The following is a 12131-nucleotide window of genomic DNA, read 5'->3' on the forward strand; positions in this document are numbered from 1 at the left end:
AGAATCAATTCAACAAGCCAGAGATCTGCTGGATCCGTTCTGCATGGGGTATCAGCCGCCTTCGCAATGGGATGAGTAGCTTGTTCCAACGGATAGACAGCCGAAAGTGATGAAACGATCCTTAGTTATTTTGGTCATTGATGGCCTCGGTCACCCTTTTCAGACCCGCTTTACTAATAATTGTTTTTTGTTGATGATGGTGCCGATGAAAATCTTCCAATATTACTGATTTTGCAACTGCTGAATCCATCTAAAATGCGGTCATTATAATGTATTATGAACATCTTTCCAATTTAGGAGCTATAAGCATTGAACGCGATATTGTTGTTGAGGTAAGCGTTATTATCCCGGGTTAAATCGTACTAACCATAATTCTGGTCCATTTCGAAAGCAACTAGCCGTTTCATTTCTGCTTATCATAGTTTAATTTATTTCGTGGGGTAAAGTAAGAATGCTCATAAATCAAAAAAAGATGGATTCCCGGATTAAAGAAATACAACACACTATCGAACCCTTTCGGCAGCGGATCATCAGCCACAAGGTTTATTCGATAATCAATGACCTTAATGACCTGAATATTTTTATGAAATATCATGTCTACGCGGTTTGGGATTTCATGTCCCTGCTGAAAGCTTTGCAGAATAGTTTGACATGCACATCAACTCCCTGGTTTCCGATAGGGTCGGCTGATACCAGGTATTTGATCAACGAGATAGTCCTGGGTGAAGAATCGGATGTTGATATGCAAGGAAACAGATGCAGCCACTTTGAGCTATATTTACGGGCGATGGACCAGTCTGGCGCTGATACCTATGAAATCAAAAGCTTTTTAGCGCAGCTTCAACAGACCGGCGAGCTAAAAGGATCGTTTCGGTTTGCAGGAACGCCCCAAAAGGCCCAGCAATTTGTTGATTATACCTTTGAGCAAATCAGCGCCGGAAAAGATCATATCCTATCAGCCATTTTTACTTTTGGACGTGAAGACTTGATTCCGGGCATGTTTCATTCGATCGTCAATGACCTACACAGGCATTCCCCTGAGCGCGTTTCTATATTTAAATATTATTTAGAGCGCCATATTGAGGTGGACGGAGACCACCATAGTCAGCTTGCTTTGCAAATGACGGCCAACCTTTGTGGGGATACAGCAGATTTATGGATGCAAGCGGAATCAGAGGTCTTAGCGTCGTTGCACAAAAGGATAGATCTATGGGACGGTGCATATGAGCAAATCATTGCCTTTAAGCAAGATCAGCCCTTACCCGACAGAACAAGATGAATTATATCAAACATGTGTTAAGTACCAGTTCAAACTCTGCCCTCCAGGTGTTTCCAGATCCAGGAGGGGTGTATCCGAATTGACATTATAAAAGATTCTTCTTTATAATGGTCAATCGAGTGCTTTTGTCCGACTAAGGATAATAATGCCTTCAATAAAATGGGCGATTTTGATTCCCATATTCATTCATTTGCCTTAAGATAGCTTCAAAAGGGGGTATTCAATCTTAAGTGGTAGCTGATGATAGATTTTCTTTTCGATTAATTCTAATTCTTCCAGTTCCTTCAATTTCAAATTTAGAACTCTTTTGGTTGATTGTGGGATTGCATGGTGTAACTGACTTGGTCGGGTAACGACCTCCAATATAGCAAATATCAAGTTTGGTTCCACTTAATGTTTCGACAACCTTTCGTTTGAAAAGCAGTGATTTTCTTATTTATTTCTTTATGAATAATTAACATTCAAGAAGTTACAATTTAAGTGTACACTAAAAACAGTAACATATGGGTGTTTTTATAACAGGCGTTATGTTTAGTGCTTATGGGCGGCTGGGCAAATTGCCAGTCAGGTAGGTGGATGAAGAGTCAGCTTTTTCGATCGTACAAAATTTTCGGCTCAACTAGTCTAGCACATCACTTTTTCATCCAGATACTTGACTTGATTTGCTGCCCGTCTTGATCGTAGTCCCATGATTTGCTCGGCGCACCGTTCTCGTCATACTCCTGATAGTGGCCATAATCCTTACCATCCCTTGTATAACTGATTCCCTTTACGGTCCCATTCTTATGATAATAAATCCGGGTCATTACACCGGGTTCAGGATTATAAATTGATTCGTGTCTGATAATTCCAAGCCGGTCAAACTCTCGAAAGACAACTTCTCGCCCAAAAGAATCAAATACATTTTCATGTTTGACTTGAAAGCGTCCATACACAAATCGCAATGAGTCCTCGGATTTATAAAAATCCCTAATTAATAAGTTTTTATAGGATTGATCAATTGTTGAATCATAGTAAACCTTTGTCACATTTCTGGGCTGTCCACGCTCAAAATACTTTCGGACGTAGAGCTGCCCGGAAGGATAATACCAAGATGCTTCGCCTTGCAAAGAATCATCTAGATAATTCTCTTTCCCATAAATGCCGCCATTAGGATAGTAAACTGTTCTTTTTCCATTTCTAAGGCCGTTTACATAATTTTCTTCTAACTCTTTTTTCCCATTAGAATAATGTTCAACATAAATTCCGTCTGGTTTGAATCTGGTTTTATGTCCGTACAATATCCGAAGTTCGTCCAGCTGCCGGAAACCTCCCTGAAACTGCCAATCCCGTAGCCCATCCTTGGCTTTAAATTGGACGTTCCGGTCACAGGGGAACATTGCAGGAGTTCCATTGGGCACCGTTGCAAAAACCAGCCACTCTTCTCCAATGTCGACGCCTATATCACAAGAAGTATTGACTTGATTTTCAATAATTTGGGCGGTTACTTGGCCCTTGAATTGTTCGATAACCTTGATGCTTAGAAGACTTTGAAACCCAATCGTATTAGGATCGGAAGGTTTGATAACCTGCTCGCTATTAATACGTACTAAGGCAATAAAATTGTACTTTTTCAGGTCATCTAACTGCATTGGCCGGTCAAAATCGTTTAGGCAGCTGCATGCAAAGGATGATCGCCAGAAAACTGTGAAAATTAGCAGTGAACTTATTTTGAATAATTTCATTATTTGAATTTGTATTAATCCAACTTTTGGTATTCCTGTCTATAAGGTTGGTTGGCGACATACATATAACTAGCATTGCCTTATAAGGGATGTTTTCAGTAATAACTCAGAAACGTTAGTTTTTACTGTTTGTAAGCATAAACTTCTCTCTACTCATGAGAAATCTTATAGTTTTAGCGTTTGCAATCACTGGCCTTGTATGTAAAAGTGCCAGCCAGGAACTTCCGCCCTGTAAAGAAGTTAAACAGGTTAAAATTGATACGGATCAAAGAAAGAAGAAAATCCTGTCCGATTACATAGATTATTGTGTTAAAAAGGAGTGGAAAAACGACAAAGGGATTGTTATGCTCAGGGAATTTAGAAATGAGCTGGGCCAGGATTGCTGGCTTCTGATACCTTCGATTGATGACAGTTATAAGGATAACCCGCCTGAGCGCTTCGCCACTTTCGAAGGGGACATCATTTTAATTTTTAGTGCTGACTCTATGCAGAACGTTATTCCTGCAAAAGGGGATAAAAATCGGCTAAACCAATGCCTTATGTTTGGCCATGTGGCTGTTATCAGGCTTATGTCCTAAAATGAACTTTGTCTCACCGTTTTTCACTGGGGATCGCTAGGTTTATTGGTGGTCGGCGTGCTCACCTTTCCCTTCTCATTGGTATGAGTAAGCTGCTCCCGAAGACTTCTGACTTCTCCGGCGATATCATTAAGTGCCTTCGGAAGCTTCTGGAGTTCAAATTCCGTTCTCCTTACTTCGTTAATGTAAGTGAGCACACGCCCATGACCCAAGCTTATCGGTACAAATACTTCCCTTACTTCACCACCCCTTATTTGGTGCTGGAAAGTAAGGCGAGCCAGGAAAGAGGCCGGTTTATTAGCATCCAGGAATGAGTAGAATTCATCCACCCAAATAGCAAAGGTTGCGTTCTTTGGCAGCGAAACAATCACGTCGTGGCCGGTAATTTTAGAAAAGCAGACAACATCGCCATCCCGATCCTTGGGCTTAATGGTCCGCAGCTCGTCATTGACACTCGTCTCCAGCCATTCGATCCGAATATTATAAGCGGTACTGCCACCCATATTTTTTACCAGAAGCTGCCAGATCATATAGCGTTCGGTCGAGTCGAACTCCACGGAAAGCACTGGCCGCTGGGATGCTTTTGCCTCGTAAACGACCTCGTAAGCAAAGCCAGATGCAAGGACCGAGACAATAACCGCGAGTGCGGCCGCACAGACCTCATATTTTCCTTCGGAAAGAGAATAGATGGTCAAAACAACAGCGCCGATTCCTAATAAAACCAAGCTGCCCAAAATACCCTTTCGCTGATCTTCAGCAGTCATAGCAAGTAAGTCAGATGAGGTGAAATGTGCTCCTATAATAGTCATCTGGCGTGACTTGTCCCAGCTGCACTCAAACTTTCATACAAACGGCTATATTATTAAAGCGAGTTATCGTCTGATTTCTGTATAATCAGCTTTTCCAGTGCAGGATCATTGGCCATACGGTATAGTTCGGTATCGAAAATATCCTGGACGTCTTATTTAATTTGGGCAATTTCGCTGGATCGTTCAGGCCGACTTAACACCGCAATGCTTATACAATCAATCGGCAGAAAGGCTTGTTCGCGAAAACGATCAATTAAATGAAATGTACGCTGATGTGCCTAACTAGTCTCTAAACTTGCAACATTTTGTTTCATGTTGCTGTTTGCAAAATCAAATTTCATTTATTCAAGTATTCAACAAGTTAATTGAAACAAACCTGAAAATTGAGCATGTGAGCGTAAACGTATATCTTATGTAACCAAATTTTACTGTTCAAGGATTTTTTGATCTTGCCGACATTCCTGTCTAATTTTGGGTATGAATGAACCCCTCGTACTTCCAGTCGAATATCTTGGCGCAACTATTGAACTGCCGCTGACGATTATCACACATGGGTACACTTATCAGCTTCAAATTGACATCGAGGGCAAGAAGCTCGTTTTTGAAAAAGATGATCAGGGTGAATACCGTGTTATTGATGAGTCTAACGGATCATCTCACGTTAACAGAAGTCTTGTTTCAGCAATTCTTACCACCCTGAGGGAATTGTAAGGCAGTCCGCCAGCTGTCACTGTTTTGAGCACCGGTGCAAATTCAGGACTCAGTCATGGCTTAGGTGCAATGTTGGACCTTATGACCAGCTTACTGTATTCTAATTAGGTCATTTGAGTTTTGATCATCCTGATAGTAAATGGATAGTAATATGACTTGCCAATTATTACCCGTACCGTATTTACTAAAACCACAATCACTGTAAATACCGCTATTATTTGGGGCAATCCCGGCAGGAGCATACAGGGAATCAAGTAAGCGAGCATGCTAAGCTGAAAGTTGATCACATCGGCACCATGGTAGTTGATATCGTCATTTTGAATTCTCTCAAAGATCCAGATGAGAAAAGCAGGCAATAACAACAGGGCACTCAAATGTAGCCAGACTAACATCATTTTCTGCCTGCCAGAGTTCTGCTGGGCGTTTCTGGGTGGAACCAGTTCAAATATCTCTGATTCATCTATTTTTAAAACGCTTGCGATTGTTTTCAGGGTATAGCTTCTAGGTATCACTTCACCATTTTCAATTCGTTGTATGGTTCTGAGGCTGATATTTGTAGCCGCAGCCAACTCCTGCTGGGTAAGTCCCTGCTTAATCCTGGATTCTCTGATCTTTTGCCCCGTTTGCATAGCTGGTCATCTTTTTTGCAAGATAGTCCAAAACCAGATTCTTATTCTGAATACAAGACGACATTCCCACGTCATTGGAATGACATTTAGTCTTCGGTATATGTCTTAGCCAATGAGCCCAGTCTTTTGGCATAACTGCGTAACCTATCATTGTTTTGATCTGATGATAACTGCCTAATAATTTTGTACCTAAAAATCGGTAGCTAAAAGGTGATAAAAAACATTCACCTTTATTGATTTATCCAGCTAACGTTGCACTTTTGAAGAAAATCTGGTTAAGGGAATGAAAGACAAAAATGAACACTGAGACCCTGTGTTACAAGCAAGGCAAGTTGCAGCACTTGCGGCATTACCAGAGGACCAGCGGGATTTCATGGCCTTTATGTTCCGTACAGGTGATGTCAGCGCTTATACTACAATCTGCACGGCGCTGAGCCCTGTCAGGAAGACTTTGCTGATTGGCTTGAGGGCCTGGATCCTGCAATAGCAAAGAGCATACGTGCGGAAGGGTTCGAACGCCACCGATCGTCACTTCCACTCAGGCGCCACGCCGCTGAGCGAAAAGACCTTGACCTTGATGAGTATATGAAAGAGCACCTTTCAGACCAGGACTATAACAGATGGAAGCAGGTACCCAAAACTGAGAATGATAGCTAACCTTACCAAGAGTTTTATCAAATCATATTTGCTTCATAGCTGGCACCAGTATGTGCAGATCTAATCAATTGCAATATTTATAAGATAGGAACCCGAAGGGGTAGAGCTGCTTGGATTTTAAGTAGTTTACGCCTGATTACTTACTTCAAAGAAATCCGATGATTTTAATTGGTTTGATAAAAAACGAAGATCCGACTTCTCTGATTGACCCTTTAAGCTTTGAGTCAGTAGAAGCGCTATATGAATATCTAGGCCTGGTTTTGAAGAAACGAAACTTTGCGCTTTTCACACCACTTACCGTTGGAACGCTCACTGAAAGCTTAAAATTAGAAAAGCCGTTGCTCATTAATTTTGGCGAGCGTAGTGTGTCTTTAATGATTGGAGAAGAAGGTGTAATTATAGGCAACACTTCACGCTTTATACACGTGGGCTTATTGCAGGAGCTTGCTGATTTGTAAGCTAAACTGTCAAGTATCACTTGACAGTTGAAATTCCTTATGAAGCCATATTGGCTACACTTTGTAAATTTGAACCCGGCCCAAAGTACCAAACTCGTAAAACTATTTTTTCCCATTTAGTTTACTTGCAGGCTTTAAAGGCAACCAAAAAATAACAAAATCAGGCCTTCATTTTTCTGTACTGCAATTAACTTATTGTTGGCTTTTCGCCATGGTTATCATCTGCGACATCAAGCCGCTGCGGATAAAACCGGCCAGCAATTGCTAAACAAATGTCTGGCTCAATAAGCTTGTGCTGGCACCAAAATGGCAACATTATATTTTGTTTGGGATCTGGTTTATATATTGCATACTCAGTATCCTTTAATCAAAAAACCACTAATGAAAGCTAAAAATATCCGCTTCTTTTCCCCGCAAGAAAATGAGCAAAAAGCAGAAAAGAAAGCAGCGGTAAAATCCCTGCCCAAAGGCTATATCTCTGCTGTCGGCAAAATCGTGTTCCCATCAGTAGCCATCGAAGAGCTGGGTATAGAACCGGATACAACCAAATTCCTGGTAGGGACCGATGACGGTAAACGCAAGATCAAAAATCTGTACCTAATCCCGACAGATCAGGACAGCGCTTTTTCTATTACACGCTCTGGCCGTGGGTACTCTTTGCCACTGGACTTGATCCTAAGCAAAGGAGGCATTGATTATGGTAACCAGAAATATGTTTTTACCGCTTCGATCTTTCAGCATGAGGGCTCAGTTGGTTATGCCTTGGAGATCTCACCCGAGCAGGCACCTGAAAAAGCGCCATATACCGGCAAGCCACGGGGGCGCAGGCCAAAAGACAGCCAGCAAGCTGCTGATCAGCCCGCAGAATAATCAAAGGCTTGCTTGCCGGTAACCCCTAAACGTTAACCACTTTTGCTAGTCTCTCGGCCTAAGATATTATGCATCATCATACAGCCTTTTTAAGCGAGTGGGGTAACAACGCACTTGACTTCTCTAAAAAGGGCCCATCAGGCATCTTGCCAACAACGCATTTCATTGTTACCGCCCTTATCATGGATAAGGCAGATCTTGCAGCAGTCCTGGTAGTACTTGAAGCGGTCAGTAAGAGGCACTTCGATGGCGGCACGATTGACTCAGAAAAGACCGGCAATGACCATGTGAAAAGAAATGACGTTTTGGAAGACCTGGAAGAGTTGCCCTTTCAGGTTTTCTCAGTCATCGTTGATAAGCGCCAGTTGGTAGGGGAGGGGCTACGCTACAAAGGCTCCTTTTACAAATTCCTGCATGGGCTGGCCGACCGGGAGCTGTTCCGGATCTTTCCAGACCTTGAAATGGTTACAGGCCAGACCGGGGATGAAACCTTCATGAAAGGGTTTATCACTTATGTGCAGCAGACCCATATTGCCAACCTTTTCAATGAATCATCCTTTGGCTTCGTCGCTTTACAGGATCGCCCAATTGTCCAGGCAGCAAACTTTATTGCTGGGACGCTCGCGCGCTGCTACGATGAAACGGTCATCACTGATCAACGAGGGGAGTTTATAGAAATCCTTAAATGCAAGGTCCTAACGATAAGGTTTTGGCCGGATGCCTTTGCGCACAACCAGATTAGCCAACCCGAGCCGGGCCCAAGCTTTGATCCGCTTCTGTCCCAGCTGAGCGTCAACCTGGCTAATGAGTTCCTTCATCGTAAATCAGCCGATAAGGCCCCGCAGGCTATTGACCAGGTAAGCAGCCTGAGCTATCTGCTTTTTCATTTCAGGCATATTAGCCCTACCCGTTACATCACAAGCTTTGAGCTCATGGAGCATATCAGGGCCAGAAGGGGAAAGAATGTTTCGCTTCATTATTTTCAAACAAAGGTGATTGCCCCGCTCCGGGATGCCGGTGTGCTGATTGCCAGCAGCTCGCGTGGATATAAGCTGCCTGCCAGTGAGCAGGACTTGTATGACTTTGTAGGCCACAGCAACACCATTATTGAGCCTATGCTTTCGCGCGTGAAACGGTTTCGTGACCAGATCTATATGGCCACTGATGGCAAGATCGATGTGCTGGCTGCCGATGAATACAAGGTTATTCGAAAGGTGATCGAAATTGGACCATAATGCAAGCCGAACACCAAAACCTGCTACGGTATCCTTACAAGACTAAGTAGAATGATATATTCATTGACAGAAAGGCGACTTATTTGAACAAACTATCGAAACAGATGGCATCACAAGCAGATATTTTTCTTAACAAGCGCATTTCTAACAGGGATGAAATAAGTCAAGGGTTGAGTTCGGCATCTTTTTTTTCATGCTTATGGTGGAAGCTGAGAGACTGTTCGGTAAAAGGTCAATGGAATTTACTTTTTATGGTATTGAATTGGGTGCACCAAACAACGAGATTTCTACAATTTGGCACCCAAGCAACGACCATAAAAGTGTTATTATTCAACTGGAAGAAGATTGTCGTTTCAATTATAAGAAATCAATTTATTCTATCGCTCGGCAAACTATTCACTGTCTTCATCCAGCTGATAATCCCAATAAAACCAGTGTCTTGGCCGAAGGTGTTGCTGAATGGTATGCGCAGCAAATAGCGGTTCAATATCAATACATGCCCTCGTCGTTGTCGGAAAGCCGCCAGGAAGCTTACTCACTTGTCAGTAAACTGATTAGACATGATCCTGGATTTGTGAAAAAACTCCGGAGTTATTCTTCGTGCTTATCAAAAATTTCGGTAAAGGCATTTAAAGAAATGGGAATTTACTTTGATCAGCAGGATATTAGTAAGCTAATTTCACAATTTGTTTATTAACCAAAAATATTTGTAAGACAGACTTATGTCGCAATTGGAATGTTTGTTACTGTAGCTCGGATAAACATCAGGATCGTTACTCTTAAATGTAAACATAAACTTCTCTCTACTCATGAGAAATCTTATAGTTTTAGCATTTGCAATCACTGGGCTTGTATTTCAAAGCGCCCGCCCGGAACTTCCGCCCTGTAATGAAGTTAAACAGGTTAAAATTGATACGGATCAAAGAAAGAAGAAAATCCTGTCCAATTACATAGATTATTGTGTTAAAAAGGAGTGGAAAAACAACAAAGGGATAGTTATGCTTAGGGAATTCAAGAATGAGCAGGGCCAGGATTGCTGGCTGCTGATTCCATCGATTGACGACAGTTATAAGGATAACCCGCCTGAGCGCTTCGCTACTTTTCAAGGGGACATCATTTTGATTTTTAGCGCTGATTCAATGCAGAACGTCATACCTGCAAAAGGGGACGAAAATCAGCTAAATCAAGGCCTTGAACAAATCATAGGTGACCGTGTTTATACAAGGACTACTATCAAAGGCCGATGGACAGATGGTATGAGGCCATTTACAAATGAGAAGATTACGGAAGGGGTCCATAGGATTCTTGGAGGCAATGGCGGAACATTAATTATTGTCTTTAACGCAGATGGTACCTATAAAAAGTTGCTGCCAGTATAAGACGCCGCTGGTGATGTATGTTATGTTTACTGCTTAGGAAATGAAAAGCTATTGGAGCATACTTCTTTTCAATGTATCCAGATGCATCCCGTCTTATTTTCAGTATATCAAACATCAGCACGGTAAGTTTAGTGAATATGGTATCACATGACTGATTTGGCTCAACAGTAAATTCAATACCTGCCGACCCGTCAAATAGCTGAAAGCCTAGTGACAATATGTTTTTCTTCATGAAAAGTCGATAGACGTAGTGATGTGCTCGCTGCATTTCACTTTCCGTTGGTATCGGGCAATAAAGACTGTTATCATCAAGCCTGTGAATATGCAGGTAACGGTCTGACCTTTTTACGAAAATCAGTGAGATGCTTGATATTTGGATATCGTTTAACTCAATGATTGCAATCACCAAAATGGTGCGTATCAGGTGAGCTTGGATTTCGGTCAAGTTGTTTGAGGCACTCGATTCGCCTTTCGATGGCCAAATCCCTTTTTTATCCGTAAAGTGATAGATTAATAAAGTTGTTGTTGATCATTATTTCAAATCAGCCTTGATCGAGTAGATTGATAGGCGTAGTTGTGCTCAATCGAGCGTTTTTACGGAACCTATAAGGGCATTTTCCTATTTGTAATAAAAAAGGCCGGTGTCACTTGTCAATTGCAATTGTATTGCCAGCGATGACACACGTACCAACTCCTGAGATCAGGCCTACTATTTAGATAATCTGCAAAAGCTGCCGTTAGTTAAATCAATCACACCGGAGGCTAACTTCTTTCCCGATTTTGTTTTGGTATATCCTAAATAGGGAGAAATATTACTGAAATGACAGATTATCAGTTTATCGGCGAGATCAAGAAATTTAAGCTTGACGACTTTACGCCCTATATGGGATGGCTTGGAAACAAACCGCACAAGATTTATACGCACAAAGCCCCCCTGTCATTCTTTGTCTATGACGAATTTACTGACAGGCTCTTTGAATTCGAACTGAGAGATCAGAATAAGTTGAATAAAGCCACCATTTATGATTGTCTTGTCAATACTTATTTGAGCTTGACTGGAACACAAACTTGATTTGCTGGCAGCATGTCGGCCTGCCTTGATAATATCGTTAATTTGACCACTGGATTACAGAAATGCAAAAGAAGTCGAGCAGTATGAATTGTTCAAAAAGAACCTTTGATGATACTGGCATACAAAAAATTGACAGAACTTAAAGATGACGAAAGTGCGTGTAAAGCGATTTTTGAATCTGCAACAGCCGGGTGTGGGCCTAACGAATTTGGTTATGTAGAAGATTCTGAACTAGGCTATATAACCTTATGAGAAAAATATGGAAGTACAAGTATCTTGGTGGAAAAGGCTCCGTATTTTAGATGAGATTAATTCTGATCGTGATATGTATAATTTTCTTTACGCTATTAGTCTCGGCTGTCAACGATAGCACCAGTACGTGGGTATACGTCTTTCTCGGAACCTCTTTTCTATTTGGGGTGTGCTTATTTTCTGCTTTCTCTGGCGTCAAGTAAAATCATTCAGAGATTGTAATTGCTAATATTTGGGGTGAAACCCGATACCGAAAAAGTGATTTAAAGACAGTTAGCCCAATCTTATCATTTTTACCTTTATATATTATTGTTTTCAAAAACAAAAGATCTTATCGTTTTAGCACGGCACCTGGAAGGATCATTGGATTCACAGACGTTATAAAAGAGGCCGAGCACATAAAGGTAGAGCTTTTGTCTGTTGATAATCGTTACTAGAGGTTTACTATTTAATTGATTTAAGCGTTCTCAGTAAATGT

General features: G+C 41.6%; 14 protein-coding genes. 10 read left to right on the top strand and 4 right to left on the bottom strand.

All coding sequences use genetic code 11. The features are described 5' to 3' along the window. Window positions 1-472 precede the first annotated feature (472 nt). A complete protein-coding gene (locus L0659_RS25165) occupies window positions 473-1279 on the top strand; it encodes a DUF3050 domain-containing protein (protein ID WP_235129379.1) in 807 nt (268 codons plus the stop codon). Between the two features lie 195 nt (window positions 1280-1474). On the opposite strand, the gene L0659_RS26590 is transcribed toward L0659_RS25165, so the two are convergent. Both L0659_RS26590 and L0659_RS25170 read right to left on the bottom strand, forming a co-directional pair. Further along, the gene (locus L0659_RS26590; RefSeq protein WP_409019465.1) at window positions 1475-1669 is read right to left on the bottom strand and encodes a winged helix-turn-helix transcriptional regulator; all 195 of its coding nucleotides are present in this window, start codon (window positions 1667-1669) and stop codon (window positions 1475-1477) included. 242 nt (window positions 1670-1911) lie between these two features. Beyond that, window positions 1912-2910 carry a toxin-antitoxin system YwqK family antitoxin gene (locus tag L0659_RS25170; RefSeq protein WP_235129380.1) on the bottom strand — a complete coding sequence of 333 codons (999 nt, stop codon included), beginning with the start codon at window positions 2908-2910 and terminating at the stop codon, window positions 1912-1914. A gap of 248 nt (window positions 2911-3158) precedes the next feature. On the opposite strand from L0659_RS25170, the gene L0659_RS25175 reads away from it, so the two are divergent. After that, window positions 3159-3581 carry a hypothetical protein gene (locus L0659_RS25175; RefSeq protein ID WP_235129381.1) on the top strand — a complete coding sequence of 141 codons (423 nt, stop codon included), beginning with the start codon at window positions 3159-3161 and terminating at the stop codon, window positions 3579-3581. A gap of 23 nt (window positions 3582-3604) precedes the next feature. Here the strand turns inward: L0659_RS25175 and L0659_RS25180 are convergent, their stop codons facing one another. Beyond that, window positions 3605-4345 (bottom strand): hypothetical protein, encoded by a 741-nt coding sequence (locus L0659_RS25180; RefSeq protein WP_235129382.1) that lies wholly within the window; start codon window positions 4343-4345, stop codon window positions 3605-3607. Between the two features lie 522 nt (window positions 4346-4867). Here L0659_RS25180 and L0659_RS25185 point away from each other — a divergent pair. Beyond that, the gene (locus tag L0659_RS25185; protein WP_235129383.1) at window positions 4868-5101 is read left to right on the top strand and encodes a hypothetical protein; all 234 of its coding nucleotides are present in this window, start codon (window positions 4868-4870) and stop codon (window positions 5099-5101) included. A 104-nt stretch (window positions 5102-5205) separates the two neighbouring features. Here L0659_RS25185 and L0659_RS25190 read toward each other — a convergent pair whose 3' ends face one another. Further along, the gene (locus L0659_RS25190; RefSeq protein ID WP_235129384.1) at window positions 5206-5730 is read right to left on the bottom strand and encodes a helix-turn-helix domain-containing protein; all 525 of its coding nucleotides are present in this window, start codon (window positions 5728-5730) and stop codon (window positions 5206-5208) included. Window positions 5731-6043: 313 nt separating this feature from the next. Between L0659_RS25190 and L0659_RS25195 the strand changes: the two genes are divergently transcribed. The 7 genes from L0659_RS25195 (at window position 6044) to L0659_RS25225 (ending at window position 11401) form a co-directional block, all read left to right on the top strand. Then, window positions 6044-6217 (top strand): hypothetical protein, encoded by a 174-nt coding sequence (locus L0659_RS25195; protein WP_235129385.1) that lies wholly within the window; start codon window positions 6044-6046, stop codon window positions 6215-6217. Between the two features lie 328 nt (window positions 6218-6545). Next, window positions 6546-6845 (top strand): hypothetical protein, encoded by a 300-nt coding sequence (locus tag L0659_RS25200; RefSeq protein WP_235129386.1) that lies wholly within the window; start codon window positions 6546-6548, stop codon window positions 6843-6845. Between the two features lie 381 nt (window positions 6846-7226). Further along, window positions 7227-7715 (top strand): hypothetical protein, encoded by a 489-nt coding sequence (locus L0659_RS25205; protein ID WP_235129387.1) that lies wholly within the window; start codon window positions 7227-7229, stop codon window positions 7713-7715. 68 nt (window positions 7716-7783) lie between these two features. Then, window positions 7784-8950, top strand: coding sequence for a hypothetical protein (locus L0659_RS25210; protein WP_235129388.1), 1167 nt, complete (start codon window positions 7784-7786; stop codon window positions 8948-8950). Between the two features lie 235 nt (window positions 8951-9185). Next, window positions 9186-9647 (top strand): hypothetical protein, encoded by a 462-nt coding sequence (locus L0659_RS25215; RefSeq protein ID WP_235129389.1) that lies wholly within the window; start codon window positions 9186-9188, stop codon window positions 9645-9647. 112 nt (window positions 9648-9759) lie between these two features. Further along, entirely contained in the window at window positions 9760-10329 is a 570-nt protein-coding gene (locus L0659_RS25220; RefSeq protein ID WP_235129390.1) for a hypothetical protein, read from the top strand. Window positions 10330-11149: 820 nt separating this feature from the next. Further along, window positions 11150-11401, top strand: a complete 252-nt coding sequence (locus L0659_RS25225; protein ID WP_235129391.1) for a hypothetical protein — start codon at window positions 11150-11152, stop codon at window positions 11399-11401. The last annotated feature ends 730 nt before the right edge of the window (window positions 11402-12131 follow it).

Source organism: Dyadobacter sp. CY347, from assembly GCF_021502655.1.
Taxonomy (GTDB): Bacteria; Bacteroidota; Bacteroidia; order Cytophagales; family Spirosomataceae; genus Dyadobacter.

Excerpts from the sequence above, each read along its gene's own strand:
- L0659_RS25165 (WP_235129379.1), top strand. The coding sequence starts at position 473 with ATGGATTCCCGGATTAAAGAAATACAACACACTATCGAACCCTTTCGG.
- L0659_RS25170 (WP_235129380.1), bottom strand. The coding sequence starts at position 2,910 with ATGCAGTTAGATGACCTGAAAAAGTACAATTTTATTGCCTTAGTACGT.
- L0659_RS25175 (WP_235129381.1), top strand. The coding sequence starts at position 3,159 with ATGAGAAATCTTATAGTTTTAGCGTTTGCAATCACTGGCCTTGTATGT.
- L0659_RS25180 (WP_235129382.1), bottom strand. The coding sequence starts at position 4,345 with ATGACTGCTGAAGATCAGCGAAAGGGTATTTTGGGCAGCTTGGTTTTA.
- L0659_RS25185 (WP_235129383.1), top strand. The coding sequence starts at position 4,868 with ATGAATGAACCCCTCGTACTTCCAGTCGAATATCTTGGCGCAACTATT.
- L0659_RS25190 (WP_235129384.1), bottom strand. The coding sequence starts at position 5,730 with ATGCAAACGGGGCAAAAGATCAGAGAATCCAGGATTAAGCAGGGACTT.
- L0659_RS25200 (WP_235129386.1), top strand. The coding sequence starts at position 6,546 with ATGATTTTAATTGGTTTGATAAAAAACGAAGATCCGACTTCTCTGATT.
- L0659_RS25205 (WP_235129387.1), top strand. The coding sequence starts at position 7,227 with ATGAAAGCTAAAAATATCCGCTTCTTTTCCCCGCAAGAAAATGAGCAA.
- L0659_RS25210 (WP_235129388.1), top strand. The coding sequence starts at position 7,784 with ATGCATCATCATACAGCCTTTTTAAGCGAGTGGGGTAACAACGCACTT.
- L0659_RS25215 (WP_235129389.1), top strand. The coding sequence starts at position 9,186 with ATGGAATTTACTTTTTATGGTATTGAATTGGGTGCACCAAACAACGAG.
- L0659_RS25220 (WP_235129390.1), top strand. The coding sequence starts at position 9,760 with ATGAGAAATCTTATAGTTTTAGCATTTGCAATCACTGGGCTTGTATTT.
- L0659_RS25225 (WP_235129391.1), top strand. The coding sequence starts at position 11,150 with ATGACAGATTATCAGTTTATCGGCGAGATCAAGAAATTTAAGCTTGAC.